Consider the following 24,265-nt stretch of genomic DNA (forward strand, 5'->3'; position numbering starts at 1 on the left):
AGAACTATTATATGGCAGAGTGCAGGGGAAAGCAAATAAATCATTGGTGTAATATCTTACAAGAAAAATAATCCTGCCGGTGGTAGACTGATGAAAACAGAGAGAGGAGACAGATTATGCCGAATATAGAAGAGCAAAGAAGAGTATATTATGACTTTGAGCTGGAATTAGAAGCGTACAATCTGAAAGGGATTGTGCAGAAATTTCCAAATCATTTTCATGATTACTATGTTATAGGATTTGTGGAGGGAGGCAGGCGTCACCTGTGGTGCAGAGGTAAAGAGTATGAAGTTGCGGCCGGGGATCTGCTTTTGTTTAATCCCAGAGATAATCACTGCTGCGGGCCTGTAAACGGGGAGAACCTGGATTACCGGGCAGTTAATATAAAGCCGGAAATAATGGAACAGGCGGTGCAGGAGATTACCGGAAAAAAATATTTGCCTCACTTTGACCGCAGCGTGGTGTATCAGAGTGAAACGGCCCCTTCTGTCAATACGCTGTATCAGAGTATTGTGGAGAAGGCTCCCAAGATGGAGAGGGAGGAGAACCTATTTTTTCTGCTGGAACAGGTAATTGGAGAGTATACAACACCCATAGACGAGATTGCTGTTCCGGAACCCAACCCTCAGATTCAGATGCTCTGTGAATATATGGAAAAACATTTTTATGAAAATATAACCCTGGACGAACTTTTATCTATGACCAGCTTCGGGAAATCCTATCTTCTGCGGACCTTTACCAAAGAGACCGGCGTGTCTCCTTACCGGTACCTGCAGAATGTGCGGTTAAAACAAGCCAAAAAGCTTTTGGAGCAGGGGGAGACACCAGTGGATGTTTCAGGTATGACTGGGTTTTCTGATCAGAGCCACTTTACAAACTTCTTTAAGGAGTTTATAGGACTGACACCGAAACAGTATCAGAGAATCTTTCAGCAGCCGGCAGGACCCGGCTCTGCAGCAAAGGAGTAATAGAATGGAAAAGCAAACTACTGTCCGGGGCCATGCCGCTGCGGGCGTAACAATACTGATCTGGGGCACCACCTTTATATCCACAAAGGTATTATTAAGGGAGTTTACGCCTATAGAAATATTATTTATACGTTTCCTGATGGGATATCTTGTGCTGTGGCTGGTATATCCCAGAAAGCTTGTCCTGGCCTCCAGGAGACAGGAGTGGTATTTCGCTGCAGCGGGGCTGACCGGGATTGCCTTATATTATCTGTTGGAAAATATAGCCCTTACGTATACCCTGGCATCTAATGTTGGTGTTATTATATCCATTGCCCCGTTTTTTACTGCTGTATTTTCCTGGATATTTCTGGGGGGAGACAGACCGGGAAAACGCTTTCTGTCCGGTTTTGTCATTGCCATGGGAGGAATAGCCCTGATCAGCTTCAGCAGTGAGGCAAAGCTCGCTATCAATCCTCTGGGAGATATACTGGCAGTGGCGGCTGCAGTTGTGTGGGCGGCATACTCTACCATAACAAAGAAAGTCAGCGCCTTTGGCTATCATGTGATACAGGCAACCCGGCGCACATTTTTTTACGGGCTGATTTTCATGATCCCCGTTATTCTGGCAAGTGATTTTAAGATAAGTCTGGGACAGGTGACCCAGCTGAAAAATATGGGGAATCTGCTGTTCCTGGGAGTTGGGGCGTCTGCCATATGCTTTGTAACCTGGAATTTCGGGGTGAAAATCCTGGGGCCGGTCAAAACCAGTGTGTATATCTATATGGTTCCGGTAATTACAGCGGTAACCTCGGCAATTATATTAGGGGAGAGGATACCGGGTGCATCCGTTTTAGGGATACTTATGACACTGGCGGGATTGCTGTTGTCAGAGGGAAGAAGTAAGAAGATAGAGATAGGAAGTGAAAAAGGGACAGGGCTTTCTGAATCGGGGACACCCTGAGTTGATTTGGGGACGTGTTCTTTTTAAAAAGAACACGTCCCCAAATTTACATTTACTGCCATTTCCAGTCTCTGATTTCCGGCAGATCCTGGCCATATTCGGCAATATATTGTTTATGCTCTACTAACTTATCCCTCATTTTCTGTACCAGATAGGAACCCCGGTTGCCCAGCTGGGGCAGGTGCTGAATGACATCCTGTACCAGGTGGAAGCGGTCAATTTCGTTCTGTACACGCATATCGAAGGGGGTGGTGATAGTCCCCTCTTCCTGATATCCGTGAACATACAGATTCCGGTTGTGCCGGTGGTAGGTGAGCTCATGGATCAGGGTCGGATATCCGTGGAAGTTAAATATGATGGGTTTATCTTTGGTAAATAGTGCATCGTAGTCTGCATCGCTTAAGCCGTGGGGATGCTTGGACTGGGGCTCCAGCTTCATTAGGTCTACGATGTTTATTACACGGATTTTAATTTCCGGCATTGCTTCTCTTAGGATGGTTACTGCTGCCAGGGTTTCAAGGGTTGGGGTATCCCCGCAGCAGGCCATGACTACGTCGGGCTCTTCGCCCTGATCGCTGCTGGCCCACTCCCAGATGCCGATTCCCTGGGTACAGTGTTTTACTGCCTGTTCCATAGTAAGCCACTGCGTGCTGGGATGCTTGGAGGTAACCATAACATTCACGTAATTTTTACTTCTGATGCAGTGGTCAAAGCAGGAGAGCAGACAGTTGGTGTCAGGCGGAAGGTATAAGCGCACTACATCTGCCTTTTTGTTGGCCACATGATCCAGGAATCCGGGATCCTGATGGGTAAATCCATTATGGTCCTGCTGCCATACATTTGAGCTTAAGATGAAGTTCAGGGAGGCGATTTTCTGCCGCCAGGGAAGCTCTGAGGTTACCTTCAGCCATTTTGCGTGCTGGCTGAACATAGAATCTACGATCCGGATAAATGCTTCGTAGCTGGCAAAGAAGCCGTGGCGTCCCGTGAGAAGGTAGCCTTCCAGCCATCCCTCACACATATGCTCGCTTAACATGGAGTCCATGACCCGTCCGTCATGGGAAAGGAATTCATCGTTATCTTTCAGATCCCCGTTCCAGTCACGGTTTGTAACCTCAAATACCTTGCCCAGGCGGTTGGACATGGTCTCGTCAGGACCAAAGATACGGAAATTGCGGCTTTTCTCATTTAGTTTAAAAATGTCTCTTACGAATCCGCCCAGTTCAATCATATCCTGTGCTTTTACTGCGCCCGGAGCTGGAACGTCAAGGCCGTAGCTGCGGAAATCCGGAAGGCGGAGGTCACGGAGCAGCAGTCCCCCGTTTGCGTGGGGATTCGCCCCCATACGCCGCTCGCCCTTTGGCGCCAGTTCTTCCAGTTCCGGAATCAGGCGGCCGTTTTCGTCAAATAATTCTTCCGGGTGATAGCTTAAAAGCCATTCTTTCAGAAGCTCCAGATGCTCTGGCTGTTCCATGGTCATGGGAACCTGATGAGCACGGAAAGTACCCTCGATCTCGTTGCCGTCCACAATCTTCGGTCCGGTCCATCCCTTTGGTGTGCGGAGAATTATCATAGGCCACTTGGGACGGGTGGAATCATTGTTTTCCCTTGCATTAATCTGTATCTCTTTGATTTCTTCAATTACCGCATCCAGCGTCTCGGCCATGAGGCGGTGCATGGTCATTGGGTCATCGCCTTCTACGAAGTATGGTTTCCATCCGCAGCCTTCAAAGAATTTTTCCAGCTCTTCATGGGAGATGCGGGAGAAAATGGTGGGGTTGCTGATCTTATATCCATTCAGATGCATAATAGGAAGTACGGCACCGTCGGTCACAGGGTTTAAAAATTTATTGGAATGCCAGGCGGTAGCCAGAGGACCGGTCTCTGCCTCACCGTCACCTACCACGCAGGTGGTGATAAGCTCCGGGTTATCGAATACTGAGCCGAATGCATGAGCGAGAGAATACCCAAGCTCGCCGCCCTCATTGATAGATCCCGGGGTTTCCGGGGCTACATGGCTGGAGATTCCGCCGGGGAAAGAAAATTGTTTGAATAATTTTTTCATACCCTCCACATCACGGCTGATGTTAGGATATACTTCGCTGTATGTACCTTCCAGGTAAGTATTGGCCACCATAAAGTTTCCCCCGTGTCCCGGCCCTGAGATATAGATCATGTCCAGATTGTAGCGCTTAATCACGCGGTTTAAGTGTACATAGATAAAGTTCTGGCCTGGTACGGTTCCCCAGTGGCCTACGATCTTTTTCTTTACATGCTCCATGGTAAGAGGCTCACGCAGCAGCGGATTGTCAAGCAAATAGAGTTGTCCGGCGGAAAGATAATTGTCTGCTCTCCAGTAGGCATCCATCTTCTGAAGCAGCTCATCACTTAAAGGCTGCTTTTCCAGACAGGTATTCGTTGTTTCTGGCATGGTAATACTCCTTTCGTAAATCATCTTAATAAAGTGTTTATTTTTTAACAAACATGAGTATAGTACTTGTTGACATGTAACACAACTTGTTTTTGAAGAAAGTTATAGAAATAGTTAAGCCTTACCAGCGGTTATTCATACAGGAATAAGCCTTATATTCCCATAACAAAGGGGTTTTACTATGAGGTACGTCTCACGGCAAGACAATAAGGCTCCTGGAATCTGCTGAAATAGAAGGGAAAGAAGTGGAAGAATGATACAAGTTAGATACATATCATACAAGAACTTGAGACACTGGGATGTGAAGTGGTCTGAACCAGATTTAAAAAGTGGTCTAAAACAGCTGCATGAAACATAAAAATACAGGGACTTGGTAAAGTTTTGCACACAAGTGGAGAAGGGCGATGAATGTATGAAAGAAGTGAACATTGTTTTCCGGAATCCGGAGGAAGTACAGGAATTCATAACCATTGCATCAAAATATCCGTATAATATGGATATGAAACGGGGGGCATATATGATAGATGCGAAATCCATTCTCGGTATTCTGAGTCTTGGAGTAGGGCAGAGGATGAAGCTCCAGATCCTGGAGGATAACTGTGAGGAGCTGGTATATTGCATCAGAAAATTCTGTACCACCTGACGACAGACAGCGATGAGTTTTATGAATCAAAGATGCCGCAGCACAGGCCTGTATGACTGTACTGCGGCATCCTTTTATATGGGCAGATTCTTTATTATTTTATCCAGCGCCTCATAAAACCCTGCAATCTGCAATCCGTCAACCAGGGCGTGATGACAGAGCACAGAGACTGGGATCACAGTCTCTTCATGAAGGACAGAGTATCTGCCCCATGTAATCCTTGGATTGCTGTCGGCCGGCATGGGAACAGGCTGAATAAAAGAAGTATAGGAAAACCATGGAAGGGTGGATATAAAAATCAGTTCATTCCCGTCTTCCTCATTATCCTCCACAGATCTTACCTCCTTCGCCTGATTCTGTTCTGAAACAGCATAGGGCAGATACTCGGAGAAAGGCATATTGCTGTCAAGGGTGCAGTAGCAGTAGGTGCCGTCCTCCAAAGCTACGGTGTGGGAAGTTCTGCAGTTTTCATATTCTATAATCTGGTCTCCGGAAATTCTCTGACGAAATTCTGGTATCTCGTTGGCTGCTTTTGAAATACAGTAGCAAAAGGTCAGAAAAAATGGGAGCTTTTTTTCTTTTATCTTCTTTAAAAAGTCTGTAATTGTCACATTAACAGTGACTCCCACATAGGGGTAGGCCAGACTGTTAAAGTAGTCAAAATGCTTTTTTCTTTTATAAGTATTCATGTCTAGATATTGATATTTCATAATAATTTATCCCTTCGAATGTTTGTAATAATCCAAAACTGCCTGAGCTGTGTGATTATCATATACTATTTTGTATTATATAGGATACAAAAAACGCATGTCAATATATATCATAGTCCTATTCTTCCTGCGATTGACAATTATTGCCTGAAATAGTATGATAAATCTATAAATTTACGTAAAAACGGGAATGGGAGAAGGAAGAATGGGTGTTACAATTAAAGAAATAGCAGAGGAAGCAGGCGTCTCCATTGCTACGGTGTCCCACGCGCTGAATAAAACCCGCTATGTCAGCCCTGAGATATCCGACAGGGTGCTGGCCATTGCACGGAAAAAGGGATATAAGGCAAAGCATGGGGTGAGTGAAAAAACCCGGAAGTATAAATTAGGAAAAATGTCCGAGATAGCTCTGGTGATACCCAACACCTTCAGCGTGGTGTATACACGTCTGATCGCGGTTCTCTCCAAGCTGGTGGATGAAGAGGGCTACACGCTGTCCATATACCTTTCTGACGGGGAGGCGGAACAGGAACGGCATATTCTAAATGAGATTATATCCAACCGCAGAATCGCCGGGGTCATACTCTGTCCGGCAGATTCGGGAAAAAAACAGTATCAGAAGCTGATGAACTGCGGCAGGCCTTTTGTATGTCTGGAGCGTATGATTGAAGGGGAGGAGGCAGACGCGGTTATCTCTGATAATGTACAGGGGCTGAGGACCGGCACAGAGCACCTGATTAAATGCGGTCATGAGAGAATCGCATTGCTTTTGGAAGACAAAACTCTGAGTACAGTAAAAGGCAGAAGAGAAGGCTATCTGCAGGCTTTAAGAGAATATGATGTTCCCTGCGACGAAGAGCTCATCGCCTGTGTTGGCCTGGAGGACGGGGAAGAGGCAAAGGAGTCCATCAAAGCATTTATCAAAAAAATGTCGCCCACTGCGATTCTGGCCGGAGGCAACACGCTGACGTTAAGATGCCTGAAGGCCATGGGAGAGATGGGACTGGAGTGCCCAAAGGATATCTCCATCGTGGGGTTTGGAGATGACAAATGGTGCGAGCTCATAACCCCGGCGCTGACTACCCTGATACAGGATACGGAGGAGATTGGAAGAAAGACGGTTCACCTTTTGCTCAATAAAATAGAAGGTGTTACCCAGGAAAGGTACGCGGCACAGAAAATCGTAGTTCCTATGGAGTTATCTGTACGCAAATCCACTTTGAACATTGCCCGGGGTCCCTTTGGAGAAAAAGTGGTGTATCCGGAGGAAAATTTCCTTTCGGAGGAAGAGCTTGAAGTCCTGAAAAACGGGAACTACACGGTAGGCATTTCCTTTCATTATACAGGAAATGAATGGACGAGGCTTCACGAAAAGGCAATCAAAGATACCCTGAACAATATGGGGGTCCGGGTACTTTCCGTGACAGATGCCAATTTTGATCCGGATCTGCAGAATACACAGCTGGAGGGCCTGATAATGCAGCATCCGGATGCAATTATCGCCGTACCCACAGATGAGGTGAAAACGGCAGCAAAGTTTAAGGAGCTGGCCGGGCAGACGAAGCTTATCCTGATAAACAATATGCCAAACAGCCTGGGGAAGGATGAATACAGCTGCTGGCTGTCGGTCAATGAACGGGAGAACGGCCAGAATGCAGCCAGGATCCTGAGAGAACATTTTCAGGGGCAGGAAAATGTGAAGGTGGGAATGCTGATCCACGGGGCGCCCTTTTTTGCTACCAAGCAGAGAGATTTTTTTGCCGAGCAGACATTCCTTGAGGACGGCTCGAATATCCGGGTGGTATCCAAACGGAGCTTTTATCAGATTGACAATGCCTATGAGGTCTGCCGGCGGATGATACAGGATCATCCGGACATTCAGGGGCTCTATATCACCTGGGATCGCCCGGCGCTTCAGGCCATCCGGGCTCTGGATGAATTGGGCCGGGAGGATATCGCCATAACCACGACGGATCTGGACTATGAGATTGCAGCCTGCCTGGCAAAGGGCAGATATGTGGTGGGACTGAGCTCCCAGAGGCCTTACGATCAGGGAATTGCGGTGGCAACGGCAACGGCAAGAGCACTGTTGGGCAAATGTGAACATAAATGCATCGGAGTGCCTCCCTATACGGTTATGGCCGGCAATCTGGACAAGGCATGGAAGGAAATTCTTAAGACAAAGATGCCGGAATTTTAGTCAGCAACGCCCCGCAAGCAGGGGGTATGCTTCTTGGTCATGAGCGGAAGCGCTGTGATTATGCTGCAGACAAGCGATGGTTTTGAAGAGATCAGAACCGTCGCTTTTTTTGCGCAAAAACATAATTTACGTAAAAATACATAAAAAATAGAAAGGGTACGTAAAAAAGAATCCAGAAAAGCGGGTAAAATACGAGAAAGAATTGACAATTTGGCTAAAAAATATGATAATTAAATCACGTAATAGTAAAAAATACGATAAAATAGTTAAAAAGGAGAAAGCCTATGAAGGTAACACTGCAGGAGATTGCCGAGGAAGTCGGGGTTTCCATTGCAACCGTTTCCTTTGCGCTGAACAGGACCAGATATGTAAGTCCTGAGCTAGTACAAAGAATAGAAGAAGTTGCCAGGGAAAAAGGGTATCATAGCAAACGGGAAAAACAGGGAAAGATGCGTAGGGGCAGACTGTCGGAGATTGCGCTGGTAATACCAAGTCTTGACAGCAGCTTTTATACCCATGTGATACCCGCAGTGTCCAGGAAAGCGCGGGAGCGCGGGTATATGATGGCAGTTTATGTATCTGACAATGACAGAGAAAGGGAGAAGCATATTCTGGACGGGATTATGAGCAGCCGGAGAGTTGCAGGGGTGATCCTTTCCCCCTCCTGTGAGGATGAGAAGGCTTACAGCGGCATCCTTTCCTATGGAATTCCCCTGGTTTTTATTGAGCGGATGCTTTCCGGGGAAACAGCGGACAGCGTCATATCCGATAATGCAGAGGGAATACGAAGAGCTGCGGAGTATCTAATCAAGTGCGGTCATGAGAAAATCGTTCTTCTTTTGGAAAAACGTCACCTGTCGTCGGTGGACGAGCGAAAAAAGGGGTATGACATGGCGCTGAATCAGTACGGCCTTTCTGACAGAGGAGATATGGTGGTTGGCGTTGTGCTGCAGGAGAAAGACAGCACTATGGAAACAATTGCAAAGGTACTGCGGGAGAAGAGAGCGACTGCAGTACTGGCGGGCGGAAATGTGCTCACTCTTTATCTGCTGGAGGTTATCTCAAAGTTAGGAATCAACTGTCCGGAAGAGCTTTCTGTGATTGGATTTGGAGACGGAGACTGGTGCGGATTGGTGAAACCTCCCCTTACCGTGCTGAAGCAGGATATTGATAAGATTGCTGAGGAAACAGTGGCGTACATAACAGAAGAAAAAGGAGAAAAGGAGAGCGAACGGGAAAAAAAGATCAAACGGATTCCTATGGAATTCTGTATCAGGAATTCCGTGCAGAATATTGCGAGAGGACCTTTCGGCGAGAGAGCGGTATATCCGGAGGAAATTGTGCTGTCGGAGGAGGACGAAAGGCTGCTCAAGAGCGGAAATTACCGGGTGGCACTGGCATTTCACTACAGCGGCGACGAGTGGACGTCGCTTCATGAAAAGGCCATATTGGAGACGCTCAGCGGATATGGGATTCATGTACTGACGGTCACGGATGCCCACTTTGATCCGGAATTGCAGAAAACTCAGCTGGAAGGGATTATGATGCAGAAGCCGGACGCGGTGATAGCGGTACCTGTTGACGAGGAAAAAACAGCCGGTATTTTTTTGGAGGTTGCAAAAAAGACGAGATTGATATTGATTAACAGTATGCCGAGAAGCCTGAAAAGGGAGGATTATGCCTGTTGGATCTCGGTAAATGAGAGAGAAAACGGGCAAAATGCTGCCAGGATCCTGGGGGATCATTTTATAGGAAGGGATAACGTAAAGATAGGGCTGCTGGTGCATGGGGCGGAGTATTTTGCAACGCGGCAGAGAGACTTTTTTGCAGAAGAGACTCTTCGGGATCAGTATCCTGCCATAGAGATTGTGAATAAAAAAAGCTTTGGCTGTATAGAGAATGCGTATGAGGCTTGCCGGAGGATGATGGAGGAGACACCGGAGATAGAAGGACTCTATGTCACCTGGGAGCGTCCGGCCCTGGAGGCCATCAGGGCGCTGAAGGATCTGAGGAGAAGGGATGTAGTAATATCCACTACCGATCTGGATTATGAGATTGCATCTTACATGGCAAAAGGGGAAATGGTAATCGGGCTCAGTTCCCAGCGGCCTTATGATCAGGGGGTGGTTGCCGCAGTGGCGGCGGCAAAGGCTCTTCTGGGAAGATGTGACAGCAAATGCATAGGAGTTCCCCCTTATCGGGTGGAAGCAGAAAAGCTGGAAAGGGCATGGAAGGATCTGATAAAAACGAAAATGCCGATTTTAGTTAAAAAATAAAAGAAAAAACATTAAAATTTACGTAAAAATCGTTATAAAATAAACTATATGGTATTTTAAACAAAAATACGTTGACCTCATAGGGGGTGCATGCTATAATTTACCTGTATTTAAGAAAAAATAAATAAAAAATTGGTAAAAATGATTGTGCAATCAAAGAAAAAAAGAAACTATTATGTATTTAACTAAAATGTGGAAGGAAGGATTTCATGTTAGCTGCAAAATTACCGTGTAAAGAAACCATAAAAGTTGTGGAGGAGCCCATTCCCGTACCGAAAAAGGGAGAGGTATTGATTCGGATGAAGGCGTCAGCCCTGTGCAGAAGCGATTTGCACAGATATCATGGGGTGGCTTTGTTTGATGAGGATGACAAAGAAGCGAATATTACTCCGGGACACGAACCCTGCGGGATTGTGGAGGAGCTGGGAGAGGGCGTAACAAAAGTAAAAAAAGGCGATCGGGTGGCCATTTACCTAGGACTGGGATGCGGGACTTGTCCGGACTGCCTGCGCGGGGATATCATGCTGTGTCCCGAGTTTCGGTGTATTGGATTTGCCGTTAACGGTGCACATGCAGATTATATGACAATTCCGGAAGAGAATTGTCTGCTGCTTCCGGAAGGAATGGATTTTATTACAGGGGCTCTGGCTACGGATGTGGGCGGTACGCTGTACACAGCGTGCAAAAAGATTGAGCTAAACGGGACAAAAACGGTAGTGATCATCGGATGCGGCCCTATGGGAAGCGGAGGAATCCTTATGGCAAAAGGATTCGGCGCAAGAGTGATTGCTGTGGATACAGACGAAGAACGGCTGCAGACAGCTCTGGAGCTGGGAGCAGATTACATAATAAATCCCTGTAACACAGATGGCCCGGCGAGAGTCAGAGAACTGACAGAAGGCCTGGGAGCAGATGCTGCTATCGTGACTGCAGGAGGAAATATTCCGCTGAATTCTGCCCTGAATTCCATAAGGACCAAAGGCCAGGTGGCGCTCATCGCAGAATCCAACCAGGCAGTCATTGACCCGAGCAATCAGTTTGTCCGGACGCTGGCTGAACTGAAAGGGTGCTGGTATTTTAACCGGGGAGACTGGGAGGAGATATCGAATTTCATTGTGAATCATAAGATTGATATGAAGAAGATATCCAGTCACACGTTTTCTATCGCAGAGGCAGAAAAGGCTTTCCCGTTGTTTGACTCGGGAAAAACCCAGAAGGTTGTCTTTGTGTGGGAATAGATAAAACAGTAGTAACGAAACAGGAACGAAAACACAGGAGGTATTTTATGAAGAGAAAATTGGCAAGTGTACTTTTAAGCACAGTAGTGGCAGCCAGTCTGCTGGCAGGGTGCGGGGGAAATGAAACGTCCTCTGAAACGTCCGGGAGTGAAAAGACAGCAAAGGAGGAAACGTCGGATAAAACCTACCCGGAGCTGGACCTGAATCCTACCGAAGCGCTGAGTGTGAGCACCGAGGGAATCCAGGCGGCGGCACCCTCTGCATTTACCCTTACAGACGAGGATATTCAGAAACTGAAGGACGGGAAATATAAGGCGGCTTTCTGCTACCATACACAGAGCGATACCTGCAACCAGACGAAGCTGGCTAACGCTAAGAAAATGCTGGAAGACTGGGGGATTGAGACGGTTTCTGTAACAGACGCGAACTTTGATGCAGCAACGCAGACCTCCCAGATCGAAAGTACTATGGCCCTAAAGCCAGATGTTCTTTTTGTTATGCCCTATGATGCGGACGCGTGCGCATCTGCCTTAGACGCCAATGTAAAGGGAACAGATACAAAATTAGTGTTCATGGAAAATGTAGCTACAGGCTATAAGGCAGGCACGGATTATGCAGGCTGCGCCAGCTCAGACAGCTACGGCAACGGAAAGGCCTGTGCAGACATACTGGCTAAAGAAATTGGGTATAAAGGCCAGGTAGGCATGATGTTCTACGATTTGGTATATCCGGTGACCAATGAACGTGACCGGGGATTCCGGGAGACGATAGAGAACTCTTATCCAGATATTGAAATTGTTATGGAATCCGGGTTTACCGACCCTAACGATACCGGTACAGTTGCAGATGCTATTCTTGCAAAATATCCGGACATTGACGGTATTTACGCATCCTGGGATATACCGGCCGAGGGCGCCATTGCCTCCGCCCAGTCTGTGGGAAGAGACGACCTGATTATCACATGCTGCGATCTGGGTGACACCGCAGCGAAGAGCATTGCTACGGACGGAATGATCCGCGGATCAGGCGCTCCCCGTTCTCCAGAACAGGGCCAGGCAGAAGCTCTTGTGGCCGCTTATGCACTGCTGGGAAAAGAGATGCCCTCTACCTTTGTGACACCTCCTGCATTACCGGTAGTAAAAAGTAATCTTTTGGATGCCTATAAGACAAGCTACGGGATTGAGGCTCCTGACTGGCTGCAGGACCTTACAAAATAGAGGTGCGCTATGGCTGATTATGTATTGGAACTGGAAGGGATACGGAAAGCTTTTGGGGGAGTCCCTGTACTTCAGGATGTGGATTTCCGGCTGGAAAGAGGCAGCATTCATGCCCTGGTAGGGGGGAACGGTGCCGGTAAGTCTACCCTTATGAAGATTTTGACGGGCGTATATGTAAAAGATGCCGGAGTCTGCAGAGTGAACGGCAGTGAGACGGTGATCCGGAACTATAATGATGCGAAAAAGCAGGGGATCAGTCTGATTTTCCAGGAGCTGAGTCTTATTCCGACATTATCCGTCAGCGAGAATATCTTTTTAAACAAAGAGATAAAAAAGGGCAGATTTCTGGATGTAAAGGCTATGAATGAAAAAGCCCGCAAGCTGCTCCTTAGCCTGGGCATTGACATTGACGTGGAAGAAAAGATTCAGAACCTCAGTGTGGGCTGCTGCCAGCTCATTGAGATTGCAAAGGCATTGTCCAGCAATACGTCAGTCCTGGTTATGGATGAGCCCACGGCCTCACTTTCCGACAAGGAGACAGAAATTTTATTTCAAATCATTGACGGGCTTAAGAAAAAAGGGATTTCCATTATTTACATATCCCACCGTATGAATGAGATTTTCCGGATTGCAGACTGCATTTCCGTTCTCTGCGGAGGAAAGATGGTTGCCAGCAAGCCTGTCTCAGAGTATACACTTGAGTCTCTGATTGAATGCATGCTTGGCGGTAAGAAAAATGAGCAGGCCATGGTATGGAAGGAACGGGAAACTCCCGTGGGAGAAAAAGTGATGCTGCAGGTGGAAAATCTTTCCGTGGGCAAATCTGTAAAGGAAGTTTCCTTTCAGGTAAAGGCGGGAGAAGTAGTCGGACTGGCCGGTCTGATGGGAAGCGGAAGAACTGAGGTGATGGAATGTATCTTCGGTATCCGCAAGAGAACCGGAGGCAGAATTTTCCTGGATGGCAGAGAAGTGAACTTTAAAAATATAAGGCAGGCGGTCAACGGCCGGGTAGCCCTGGTGCCTGAGGACAGGCGCCGGGAAGGCCTGGTGCTGATGCACTCTCTCAGGGAAAATATGATAGTTACAGATTTTAACGGTGTAAAGAGTTCCGGACTGATACGGACAGACAAAATGAATGCAGTTAGTGAAAAGGCCATTCAGGATCTGAAAATAAAAGCAGACAGTGTGACCACCAGACTGTTTCATCTGTCAGGGGGGAATCAGCAAAAGGTGGTAATTGCCAAATGGCTGAATACGCGTCCAAAGCTGCTGATGCTGGACGAGCCCACGGCCGGAGTTGATATCCATGCGAAGAGTGAGATTATTGAAATTATACGGCAATTTATCAGGGAGGGAAACAGCGTTATCTTTGTCTCATCAGAACTGTCGGAGATGATGGCGGTCTGCGACCGGGTTGTCGTACTGCATGACGGCGTAAAAACCGGAGAGCTTACTCACAGAGAAATAGATACAGAGGAGGTATTGCAGCGTGCGATCCAAAACAATTAAGAAAATAGACTTATACCAATATATGGTATACATCATATTTATTGTGGTGCTGATTTTTTTCGCCGTATGGTTAGGACCAAGCTTTTTTTCCAGGTCTAACCTGCTGAATATTACCAGACAGACAGCTATGGTGTCTGTAATGGCCGTGGCTATGACGTTTATCATAGCCAGCGGGCAGATTGATTTATCCATAGGCGCAGTAGTTGCCCTGTCTGCGTTAATATCCGCATGGCTGCTGGAGAAGACAAACAGTATCGCCCTGGCCCTGTTCTGTGCCCTTTTAGTGGGAACGCTGGTGGGTATGATCAACGGACTGCTTGTGACTTATCTGAAGATTCCGGCCTTTCTGGCAACGCTGGGCATGATGAGTATTATCAGGGGATCTGCTATGTGGATGACGGCTACAAAAGCCATTACCATCCGCAATACCACCTTTAACAATGTATTCGGTATGGGAACCATTGCCGGGGTTCCGATTGTGCTTCTCTGGACGCTGATTGCGCTTCTCATCGGACATATTGCGCTCAGATACCTTCCCTATGGAAAAAAGGTTCTGGCCATAGGCGGAAACCAGACGTCAGCCTTTTATTCAGGTATCAACATTACAAGAATTAAAATTATGGTATTTGCCGTCATGGGATTTGCCTCCGCTTTTGCCGGGATTATATACTCTGCCAGAATGCAGACTGCCCGGTATACATACGGAGAAGGAGACGAAATGAACGTGATTGCCGCGGTGGTGCTGGGAGGTACTTCCATGGCCGGAGGAAGCGGTAATATTATCGGTGCGGTGGTAGGCTCTCTGCTGCTTGGAGTCATCAACAACGGGCTAATCATCGGCGGGCTGGATACCAGCCAGCAGCAGATTGTCCGGGGGATTATTATTCTGCTGGCAGTAGCTCTTAGCACCTTCAATACAAAAGAACGTACATAGAGAAAGGAGTTTAATCGATATGAAATATGCATTTAACACATGGGCGTACAGTCATTTTCCCTGCTGGGTGCCTTCTTACTCTTTTGAGGAGACAATAGAACGGCTGGCGAGGATTGGGTATGACGGCGTGGAGATCGGATGTGCACAGCCTCAGGCCTGGCCCTACTATATAGATAAAGAAAAAAGAAGGAACATGCGCAGAATTCTTGAGGATAATCAGATTTCTGTGGCCTCTGTACTTCCTGCGCCGGGGGGCGGCCCCGGGGGAAATATTGCTTCTGCCTGCGAAGAAGAGAGGGCATGGACGGTTCAGTATTGGAAAGACTGTGTTGATCTCGGCCTGGAGATTGGTGACTGCAAAAGACTTTTATGTGTCTGCGGATGGTATATCTACGGCACAAAGTCCAGGGATGCCTGGAAGTGGGCTGTGGAGGGAATCTCAAAAGTGGCGGACTATGCAGCTAAGAGCGGTGTTGTCCTGATGCTGGAACCTACGGCGGCTGACAGCAATCTGGTAGAGTCCTGCGAGGATGCCATAAATATGATGGAGGATGTAGGGAAAGAGAATGTGAAGCTGATGTTCGATACCACCCATGCACTGTATAGAAATGAAGTGCCTTCTGATTATGTGTATCTTATGGGGGAGAACCTGAAACATATCCATATGGCGGATAATGACAGAAAAGCACCGGGAACCGGGGGCTGTGATTTTGTGGATATTATGCGCGCCTTAAAGGAAATTCACTATGACGGTTATGTGACTATGGAAAATGGATTTCCTACCAGAGATTGTCATCCCGATGTGGTGGCCCGGCAGTCTCTGGAATATTTGAAAAAAATAGAAGAATCGCTGTAGCGGGAGGAAAATTATGATTAAGGTTGGAGTGATTGGATGCGGCAAGATTGCGCAGGTGCGTCATCTTCCTGAATATGCTGAGAATAAAGATGCCGAGATTGCAGCAGTCTTCGACTTATGCCGGGAAAGAGCTGAGGAAGTGGCGGCCAGATATGGTGCAAGGGCTTATGACTCTTACAGTGAGCTTCTGGCGGACCCTGATATAGATGCGGTGAGTGTATGCGCCGCAAATGCGGCTCACTGTGAGATTACAGTTGCAGCGCTGAGGGCAGGCAAGCATGTACTCTGTGAAAAGCCTATGGCAATTACCTTAGAAGAGTGCGAGCGAATGGTAGAGACGGCAAAAGAAACCGGAAAATATCTTATGGTAGGACACAATCAGCGGCTGACAAAGGCCCATGCAAAGGCAAAGGAGCTGCTTGGAAAGGGAGAAATCGGCAGCATATTAACTTTCCGCACTGCCTTCGGCCACAGCGGACCGGAAACTTGGGCCATTGACAGCAAAAGCATATGGTTTTTTGACAAAAAGATGGCTGCCTTCGGTGCAATGGCAGATTTAGGAATTCATAAAACCGATTTGATTCAGTATTTGACGGGACGCAGAATAGAAGAAGTTATGGCTGTAACTGCAACCTTGGATAAACAAGACGCATCCGGAAAGAAAATCGGGGTGGATGACAACTCTGTCTGTATCTATAAAATGGACAATGGAATCGTGGGAACCATGACCGCCAGCTGGACAAATTATGGGGCGGAAGAGAATTGGACAGTTTTGTACGGGACAGAGGGTGTCATGCACATATATGAAGACCCGAAATACTCCATCATAATTGAAAAGAAAGATGGAAGCCGGGTGTATTACCAGGCAGATCAGATACAGACCAACACGTCGCAGACAAAATCCGGAATTATTGACGCATGGATAAGCTGTCTGACCGAGGGGAGAGAGCCGGAGATATCCGGTGAGGAAGCCCTGTGGGCTATGAGGGCGGTATTTGCAGCGTTAGAATCCGCAGAAACCGGAAAGGCGGTCAAAACAGCACCCCATTAGGTTAGGAGGTATTAAGGTAAATGAAAAGACCAATAACATTAGCATCCGGGCAATTTGGGGATATGGACTTGGAATCCTTGTGCCGTATGGCCTCTGAGATTGGATACGAAGGCCTGGAACTGGCTTCTCACGCGCATTTTAATGTGACTGAGGCACTGGAGACGGAGGACTATATTCCCCGGGTGAAAGAAACCCTGGAGAAATATCACTTGAACTGTTATGCTGTTTCTGCCCATTTGACGGGGCAATGCGTGGGGGACAGATGGGATCCCAGGCTGGATAATTTTGCGCCGGGAGAGCTCTCCGGTCAGCCGGAGAAGATTCGGGAATGGGCAGCAGAGGAAATGAAGCGGACGGTGATTGCGGCTTCCAAAATGGGGGTTAAGGTTATCACAGGATTTACAGGATCTCCCTTATGGGCCTGGTGGTATTCTTATCCCCAGACTACCAGAACAATGATAGAACAGGGATATGAGGAGCTGTGTGAGCTGTGGAATCCTATCTTTGACGTGTTTGACCAGTATGGGGTTAAGTTTGCCTTAGAAGTACATCCCACGGAGATTGCCTTTGATTACTATACCACAGAAGAGCTGCTGAAAAGATTTCGGTATCGTCCGGCATTGGGGATTAATTATGATCCCAGTCATCTGGTATGGCAGGGAGTGAATGAACTTACATTTCTCAGAGACTTCAGAGAGAGAATCTATCATGTCCACATAAAAGATGTGAAGATAAACAGGAACGACAGAGCAGGCATTCTGGGATCTCATCTTGAATTCGGAGATACCAGAAGAGGATGGAACTTTGTGTCTGTGGGACATGGGAATGTGGATTTCGACGGGATCGTCAGGGAATTAAATCAGATGGGATATGAGGGCCCCCTTTCTGTAGAATGGGAGGACTCCGGCATGGAAAGAGAAAAGGGCGCCAGGGAGTCATTTCAATATATACAAAAGATGAATTTTTCAACCTCTGATATTGCATTTGACGCGGCGCTGAAACAGGAATAGAAAAGGGACTCAGACTATGTTCCCCGGCTGAATGGAAAAATTTACCATCAGCCGGGGAATGCTTTATCCTTTACAATTAAATGAAAAATATTTAATTGCAGGAGGATAAGATATGCAGAGCAAAACCTATGGGTATGTCCGTGTATCCACAAAGGAACAGAATGAGGAACGCCAGATGATTGCCATGAGAGAATTTGGGGTGCCGGATTCTGCTATTTACATGGACAAGCAGTCGGGAAAGGATTTTGAACGGCCGGACTATAAGCGGTTAATGAGAAGGCTAAAAGCGGGAGATGTTCTGGTAATTAAAAGCATCGATCGTCTGGGAAGAAATTATGATGAGATCTTAGAACAGTGGCGCACCATTACAAAGGTGAAGCACGCTGCCATTGTGGTTCTGGATATGCCTCTTTTAGATACCAGGCAGGGGCGGGATTTCACAGGAGTTCTGATTGCTGACATTGTGCTGCAGCTTTTAAGCTACGTGGCCCAGACAGAAAGAGAAAATATCCGGCAGCGGCAGGCAGAAGGGATTGCCGCCGCAAAAGCCCGGGGCGTACATATGGGCCGGCCGCCGATGAAAACACCGGCCGGCTTTTCTTCTGCAAAAAAGCTGTATCAGGCAGGAGGAATCAGCTCCCGGCAGGCGGCCGGGCAGCTGGGAATCTCATCCACTACATTCCTTCGCTGGGTCAGACAGCGTTAAGTCAGAAGTTCCCGGATTCTCTCCTTAATTTGGGACTTAACCTTTGCCCTGAATACCCCTGTATAGCCGGCACGATCTGCAATTTTAAGCAAATGCTCCTGACAGAGATTTACTATCTCCGGCTGGAAGATTTCAAAAACGGTCAAAGGCTGTGCGGTTCGGACCAAGAGGGCCAGCTGTCCATCTTTCACTATAAGAGTGCCCTCTTTATCAACTCTTGGATCTATGGGTATAAAGTGGTAATTCTCAAAATTTTCTAAAATGCGGAGAATGTTCTTAAGATGCATGACGTAAATTTCCGGCGTGTAGTAAAGAGGGGGACCTTCGCCATAGGACAGAATAATTGGGACTTTTCCGCTTCGGACATCTTCCGCGCTGGCAAGACAGGCAATATCTATAAAGTCATGCTTTTTCCAACTTTCTTCAATTAGATGGAACTCCTCAAGGTACATTGATTCTAATCTTTTCAGTTTCGGCTGCTCGATATGGTCAATGCAGTATGTCATTATTTCCGGCGGTGCTGTCTCTGCCGACAGGGAGATTACCTTCTGGATACGGGCGCCGTTCAGGGACAGGAAGCGGGCAAAGCACTGCATCAGCTTCTCTGAGGTAGTATAAATGTTCTGCATAGGACGGCAGAGGGACAGGTAATCCTGGAATTGAGATGCGTATGTATGGGTCAGTCTATTGTCCGTGGTTATTATAGTAGCGCCCCCGGACTGCTGATGGGCTATGGATGCAGAGGTCATAGCAATCTCTCCGGGTACTACGAGAAGCGTGCAGCGGTGGACACTGTCTCGAATCCGGGGATAAACATAGGTAGTTACTCTTCTTGTTAAGTAAATGGGCAGCCAGCGGAGAAGAGAATCAAAGGCCATATTAACCTGAGAGGTGGGCGGCGCTATATGACAAAACCGGAATCCCCGGTGACAGAGGGTTAGGCCCCATTTCTGCAGACTGCCGGAAAATTCAAAGTCTTCAGAAATCCAGCTGTCATCTTCATCTGAAAAGAGATAAATAGTATAAGACTTTTTCAGTGTGAGCAGATGCTGATATACGGCACGTGCGGCGGCGCGTTTTCCGTCATTTCCATAAAAGGCCCTGTTTTCCGCCCTTGCGGTTGCAGTCTCTGCCAGGGGCGGGGCATCTCCATCCTCAATGGACAGAGTTTCAAAGGTTCTTATAAAACGTCCCACCTCATCTGTTTCACCGCATAACCAATAGTATAGAACTTCTGTGAGTAAATCTTTTTTCATTGTTAGAGCCTGTCTGATACCCAACATTCCAGAGAGAGCCTGCCTTTGATACTGTGTGGTGCAGCGTTTTGCAAAAAAAGAAGACATGGCCTTTATCTGTTCTTTGTTTCTGGGAATTCCCCTGGTTCCTGTGCGGAGTCTGCTGATGAGGGAGGGATCCACTTTGAGCTCTGTTGCAAGCATACGGTTTGTAACCTGTGTTAAATTAAATAAAAAAATTAGTTTTTCATAAAATTGCATAGAATCTCTCCTTTTCTTTAGTATACAAAAAGATGAGGATATTTACAATACAACTGTCACAGATAATGACATAAAAATGGCATTGCCAAAACGCGGGGAAGACTTGTTCTTTTATGGAAAAAGAAGTATTCTAAGGTCACAGATACAGAGTGTGTCGTTTGGGTTATTCTATATCTTTATCTTTGAAACAAAAGGTACACTTTTTATATCAATATAATGTCAAGATGATTGACACATTTAGACCGTCCTTGTGGGCGGTTTTTTGCTTATTTCAAGTATTCTTCTTATGCCACTAAAGGTGTACCATAAATTACAAGTACATATTTGGCACAGCTGTCGAAAGGCAGTGTCGCAAAGCTATAGGGGTTTCTCTTTTTCGCTTATGAGCGAAAGAAAGCCAGCCAGTTGTTTGAATTCATAAGAGCAGCTTTGCAGAGCAGGCTCTTTTTTTTACCGATTTTCGGATTAACGCACTTTATCTCCTATAAAAAAGCAGGAAAGGAAGCTATCCAGATGGAAAAAGAATGTATACTTCTTAGAGTTGCAGAGCGGTCAGGGTACAGCCTGGCCGAGACGGAGCAGTTTTACACGGCGTTTGTGGAAGTCTTTACTGAGATTCTGGGACAGGGGGAGACTATGGAATGCCTGCCGGAATGGGGCCGTTTCATTCCAAAAGTGAATGACAATCCGGCGAGAAACCCCAATTCACCCCGGAATCCTAAAAAGATGCATTGCTTTGTGCAGTTCAAACCGGGAAAAAAGCTGGAGAGAGCCCTTTGCCTGGGGGCTTCCCATCGTATGTCCGGGGACGCGGACACGCTCCCCAAAGGAATTGAAAAGGGATAGCCGGCCTATCCGGCGTCTCCTCGTGGGATGGCGCGGATGTGCTTGAAAGGGTAACCTGAATCTAGTATGGGCTAATAAAATGGAAAAGAGGGATCTCTGTGAAAAACGAAAAGAAAAGTTTACCGTCATTGTCCGGTGTGATCGGTATTTTAATGTGTGTGATATTTATTCCTGTTATTATTGTTAACCTGATTTTAATTATCAGCAGTTATAGTAATCCGGACGAAATTCCTGGTGTATTCGGTGTAAAGCCTGCTGTGGTGCTCTCCGGCTCTATGGAGCCTGCCATACAGGCGGGAGATTTGATCTTTATACGGGAGACAGACCCAAGTGACTTACAGAAAGATGACGTAATTTGTTATCTTTCCTCAGGAAAGGCAATTACGCACAGGATTGCCGGGATAACCACAGGGGAAGACGGAAAGCTTCAGTTTGTAACCCGCGGAGATGCCAATAATTCTGAGGATCAGCTGCCGGTCAGCGCCGGGCAGATTCAGGGGATTTGGAAAGGCGGACGCATCGGGGGACTGGGCAATTTCATCCTTTTTATGCAGTCAACCACTGGCATGATTCTTTTTATTATCTGCCCGCTGCTGCTTTTCTTCCTCTGGGATATCTGGCACCGGCGGCGGCTGGATCAGGCTGAGAATGCCCGTACCAAGGAACTGGAGGCGGAGCTGAACGCACTGAGGGCTGGGAAAGAGACAGAGAAAGAGAAGCCGGATATAGAAACCTAATATTGTATGCATTGGCCTTAAGCCTGCGGGCACAGCGCAGGGGACAGGGCAATACAGAACCGGGTGCGAAAGTGTGCCTGGGATAAAGTGCCGCAGGCACACGGGAGCCGTGTCTGGGCCAAATGATTTTTAGCTGACAGGGTTCCCTTACAAAGACAGAAAGAGAGGATAACGTTATGAAAAGAAAATCTCAAGCATCGCGTCTCGGCGTCCTGGCACTGGCCCTGACACTTGTCACCACCTGCCTTACGGGCGGAACCATGGCCAAATATGTTACCGAGGTTACCGGCAATGCAACAGCTGCTGTGGCAGCCTGGAGTTTCAAAGTTAACAATGAAGAGACTACTATGACGAATATTGATCTGGGAAGTACGGCAAACAGAACTGCTTACGTTACAGATGATATTAAGGAGGGGGTGATTGCTCCCGGAACGTCTGGAAGTTTTGATATTGTAATTGATGGCAGCGGCAGTGAGGTTGGCGTGGACTACAAATTAAATATTGCAGCAGCAGATGGAACAACACTTCCTAGTGATTTGACCTTTACTACTGATAATGCTTCTAGTGGTACCCAAGCCTCTTATACACTTAATAATGAATTAACAGGTACTATTGATTATGCAGACGGCGCTACGGCTATGAAGAAAACGATTACTGTTAAATGGACGTGGGATTTTGGAGACAGCGATACCAAAGACAGTAATGATAACAGTTATGCAGATAAAGACTGGACCCTGAATATTACCGCAACGGGTACACAGGCTGAACCAACCGCTCAGAATCCTTAACAAATATATTCGTCCTTCTGTGCCGGGGCGTATTACCGAAGGCTTTTCAGCCCTCGGCAAAGGACACGGAACAGCCGTGTTCTTTGCCAAGGGCTGAAATACGAACTTTCTCATAGGGAGGAAAGAATATGGAACAACAGGACAGCTTACCGATAAAAAAAGACAGCGGGCAGAACAGGCGGCGTTGGATGCCGGCTCTTTTTCTGCTGCTTTTTATAGCTCTTATAACATCCTGCGCGGTAGGCTTTATCCTGGGAAAGAATGCAGGACCGGCTTCCCTGGGACAGATTATAGATACCATTCTTCTGACGCCGGAGGAGCCTTCTTCACAGACCGTCTTTCATCTTTCCGGTCAGGTGCTGTATTCCGATGGAACTCCGGTTTCCGGGCGGGAACTGGAACTTCACAGCGATCCCATTACCACAGTATCAGGGTCCGACGGGAGCTTTCTCTTTCCAAATATAACGGAAGGAAATCATACCATCTTTGTCCTCAACCCGGATGGCACAGCGGCGGCGCAACGGGAACTACAAATCCAGTACAGCGATGAGGGGGAGGCATCCATTGAACTTCGGGATAACGGATCGTATGTGATTCAGCTTTCCCTGGATATTCGTATGCTGGAGATTATGATTGAGATGGATGGAGAGAATATTACTATTAACTCTGAGAATATATCCTATGCTACACGGGATGGCAGGGTGGTTACGCCTGCAGGGAGCGCCTCTGTAAAAGACGGTGTGATTGTGACTCCCATGGGAAACGTATATCTGCCGGATGGAAGCATTGTGTTTCCGGGAGGTTCCAAAGACGATGCTACCTATATCATACAGACAGATGATACGGTACTGATTAACCAGGATACTTCCGCAGGGGATATCACAGTTTCTTCTGACGGGACGGTAAATCTCCCCGACGGCACAGTGATTGAGCCGGGAGGTAGAATTACAACACCTGATGGGTCAAAAACAACCCCTGGAAACACCGGTGTAGTCATAAATCATGAGACAGCATCCCCCATTGGGGGCAGCACCCAGAACCAGAGGAATCCCCAGAACCCCAGTACCGGGACTTCCTCTCCGGCATCCGGAAACGGACAGACCGCAGGGCCCAATCCATCGGGAACGTCTGATTCTTCGGATATGAATGCCGGTACCCAGTCCGGACCGTCAGATTCCTCAGATACCAATACCAACAGTCCGGGCGGGGAGGACAACAGTACAACTGCAGTCCCCGACCAAGGGAAACTTCAGACCTCCAGGCAGGATAAGGACGGCAGTTTTAAAGAGTGGGAGCAGAATGCTTCTATCAATCTTTTTTATAACCATGAGACAGGTGAGATTGAAAAGATAGCACCAGGCTCCAGCGGCTATTATGTCTTCCGCCTGAAAAATACCAGGAAGGAAAAGCTTACAGTTACTCTGAATATTGCTGAAAGCTCCGGCAGTCCTCACCTTCCCCTAAAATTCACTCTGCATCCTCAGGGACAAAAGGGAGGAACTTCCGTCTCTCTGGGAACTTCGGGAGAAGGAGCGGTTCTGGAGACAGTACTTGCGGCCGGTGCCCAAGCCGTCTATCAATTGGACTGGGAGTGGCCCTTTGAGAGCGGCAATGATGAGTCAGATACTGCAGCGGGCAGCCGGGGCAGTGCCTATGTTCTGCTGCTCAATATTCATGCGGAGGGAAAAGACTGAGGGAATATATCA

Annotated in this window: 20 protein-coding genes and 1 riboswitch; of the genes, 17 read left to right on the forward strand and 3 right to left on the reverse strand. The window is 47.3% G+C overall.

All coding sequences use genetic code 11. From position 1 onward, the window contains the following. Nucleotides 1-116: 116 nt before the first annotated feature. Together GKG41_RS17370 and GKG41_RS17375 are read left to right on the forward strand one after the other, a co-directional pair. Nucleotides 117-968 (forward strand): AraC family transcriptional regulator, encoded by an 852-nt coding sequence (locus tag GKG41_RS17370; protein ID WP_154260964.1) that lies wholly within the window; start codon nucleotides 117-119, stop codon nucleotides 966-968. Between the two features lie 4 nt (nucleotides 969-972). Continuing rightward, nucleotides 973-1,911, forward strand: coding sequence for a DMT family transporter (locus GKG41_RS17375; RefSeq protein ID WP_154260965.1), 939 nt, complete (start codon nucleotides 973-975; stop codon nucleotides 1,909-1,911). 52 nt (nucleotides 1,912-1,963) lie between these two features. Here GKG41_RS17375 and GKG41_RS17380 read toward each other — a convergent pair whose 3' ends face one another. Next, nucleotides 1,964-4,342, reverse strand: a complete 2,379-nt coding sequence (locus tag GKG41_RS17380) for a phosphoketolase family protein (RefSeq protein WP_154260968.1) — start codon at nucleotides 4,340-4,342, stop codon at nucleotides 1,964-1,966. Between the two features lie 412 nt (nucleotides 4,343-4,754). On the opposite strand from GKG41_RS17380, the gene GKG41_RS17385 reads away from it, so the two are divergent. Then, nucleotides 4,755-4,985: an HPr family phosphocarrier protein gene (locus GKG41_RS17385; RefSeq protein WP_154260970.1), complete on the forward strand. Its 231-nt coding sequence runs from the start codon at nucleotides 4,755-4,757 to the stop codon at nucleotides 4,983-4,985. Between the two features lie 74 nt (nucleotides 4,986-5,059). Here the strand turns inward: GKG41_RS17385 and GKG41_RS17390 are convergent, their stop codons facing one another. Further along, nucleotides 5,060-5,695, reverse strand: a complete 636-nt coding sequence (locus tag GKG41_RS17390) for a CatA-like O-acetyltransferase (protein WP_154260972.1) — start codon at nucleotides 5,693-5,695, stop codon at nucleotides 5,060-5,062. Nucleotides 5,696-5,900: 205 nt separating this feature from the next. On the opposite strand from GKG41_RS17390, the gene GKG41_RS17395 reads away from it, so the two are divergent. From GKG41_RS17395 to GKG41_RS17440, 10 genes are all read left to right on the forward strand, one after another. Then, nucleotides 5,901-7,895, forward strand: coding sequence for a LacI family DNA-binding transcriptional regulator (locus GKG41_RS17395; RefSeq protein WP_173015635.1), 1,995 nt, complete (start codon nucleotides 5,901-5,903; stop codon nucleotides 7,893-7,895). A gap of 284 nt (nucleotides 7,896-8,179) precedes the next feature. Then, nucleotides 8,180-10,171, forward strand: a complete 1,992-nt coding sequence (locus GKG41_RS17400; protein ID WP_154260976.1) for a LacI family DNA-binding transcriptional regulator — start codon at nucleotides 8,180-8,182, stop codon at nucleotides 10,169-10,171. A gap of 209 nt (nucleotides 10,172-10,380) precedes the next feature. Further along, on the forward strand, nucleotides 10,381-11,409 hold the full coding sequence (locus tag GKG41_RS17405; protein ID WP_154260978.1) for an alcohol dehydrogenase catalytic domain-containing protein: 1,029 nt from the start codon (nucleotides 10,381-10,383) through the stop codon (nucleotides 11,407-11,409). 47 nt (nucleotides 11,410-11,456) lie between these two features. Then, on the forward strand, nucleotides 11,457-12,626 hold the full coding sequence (locus GKG41_RS17410; protein WP_072854278.1) for a substrate-binding domain-containing protein: 1,170 nt from the start codon (nucleotides 11,457-11,459) through the stop codon (nucleotides 12,624-12,626). A 9-nt stretch (nucleotides 12,627-12,635) separates the two neighbouring features. Further along, nucleotides 12,636-14,135 (forward strand): sugar ABC transporter ATP-binding protein, encoded by a 1,500-nt coding sequence (locus GKG41_RS17415; RefSeq protein WP_154260980.1) that lies wholly within the window; start codon nucleotides 12,636-12,638, stop codon nucleotides 14,133-14,135. Continuing rightward, entirely contained in the window at nucleotides 14,116-15,069 is a 954-nt protein-coding gene (locus GKG41_RS17420) for an ABC transporter permease (RefSeq protein WP_226903575.1), read from the forward strand. Before GKG41_RS17415 ends, GKG41_RS17420 begins: the two co-directional genes overlap by 20 nt. A gap of 19 nt (nucleotides 15,070-15,088) precedes the next feature. Continuing rightward, nucleotides 15,089-15,925: a sugar phosphate isomerase/epimerase gene (locus GKG41_RS17425; protein ID WP_154260982.1), complete on the forward strand. Its 837-nt coding sequence runs from the start codon at nucleotides 15,089-15,091 to the stop codon at nucleotides 15,923-15,925. A 13-nt stretch (nucleotides 15,926-15,938) separates the two neighbouring features. Then, nucleotides 15,939-16,976 carry a Gfo/Idh/MocA family oxidoreductase gene (locus tag GKG41_RS17430; protein WP_154260984.1) on the forward strand — a complete coding sequence of 346 codons (1,038 nt, stop codon included), beginning with the start codon at nucleotides 15,939-15,941 and terminating at the stop codon, nucleotides 16,974-16,976. A 20-nt stretch (nucleotides 16,977-16,996) separates the two neighbouring features. Next, complete coding sequence (locus GKG41_RS17435) at nucleotides 16,997-17,986, forward strand: sugar phosphate isomerase/epimerase (RefSeq protein ID WP_154260986.1); 990 nt, start codon at nucleotides 16,997-16,999, stop codon at nucleotides 17,984-17,986. A gap of 112 nt (nucleotides 17,987-18,098) precedes the next feature. Then, nucleotides 18,099-18,692, forward strand: a complete 594-nt coding sequence (locus GKG41_RS17440) for a recombinase family protein (RefSeq protein WP_154260988.1) — start codon at nucleotides 18,099-18,101, stop codon at nucleotides 18,690-18,692. Here GKG41_RS17440 and GKG41_RS17445 read toward each other — a convergent pair. Then, on the reverse strand, nucleotides 18,689-20,188 hold the full coding sequence (locus tag GKG41_RS17445; RefSeq protein ID WP_154260990.1) for a hypothetical protein: 1,500 nt from the start codon (nucleotides 20,186-20,188) through the stop codon (nucleotides 18,689-18,691). The genes GKG41_RS17440 and GKG41_RS17445 overlap by 4 nt on opposite strands. A gap of 316 nt (nucleotides 20,189-20,504) precedes the next feature. Further along, a riboswitch (cyclic di-GMP riboswitch) is annotated at nucleotides 20,505-20,601 on the forward strand. A 100-nt stretch (nucleotides 20,602-20,701) separates the two neighbouring features. Between GKG41_RS17445 and GKG41_RS17450 the strand changes: the two genes are divergently transcribed. From GKG41_RS17450 to GKG41_RS17465, 4 genes are all read left to right on the forward strand, one after another. After that, nucleotides 20,702-21,034 (forward strand): HU family DNA-binding protein, encoded by a 333-nt coding sequence (locus tag GKG41_RS17450; protein ID WP_154260992.1) that lies wholly within the window; start codon nucleotides 20,702-20,704, stop codon nucleotides 21,032-21,034. A 98-nt stretch (nucleotides 21,035-21,132) separates the two neighbouring features. After that, nucleotides 21,133-21,771: a signal peptidase I gene (locus tag GKG41_RS17455; protein WP_226903573.1), complete on the forward strand. Its 639-nt coding sequence runs from the start codon at nucleotides 21,133-21,135 to the stop codon at nucleotides 21,769-21,771. A gap of 176 nt (nucleotides 21,772-21,947) precedes the next feature. After that, nucleotides 21,948-22,559: a hypothetical protein gene (locus tag GKG41_RS17460; RefSeq protein WP_154260995.1), complete on the forward strand. Its 612-nt coding sequence runs from the start codon at nucleotides 21,948-21,950 to the stop codon at nucleotides 22,557-22,559. Nucleotides 22,560-22,687: 128 nt separating this feature from the next. Then, on the forward strand, nucleotides 22,688-24,253 hold the full coding sequence (locus GKG41_RS17465; RefSeq protein WP_154260997.1) for a carboxypeptidase-like regulatory domain-containing protein: 1,566 nt from the start codon (nucleotides 22,688-22,690) through the stop codon (nucleotides 24,251-24,253). Nucleotides 24,254-24,265 lie beyond the last annotated feature (12 nt).

The organism is Lactonifactor sp. BIOML-A5, from assembly GCF_009677585.1.
GTDB lineage: Bacteria > Bacillota > Clostridia > Lachnospirales > Lachnospiraceae > Lactonifactor.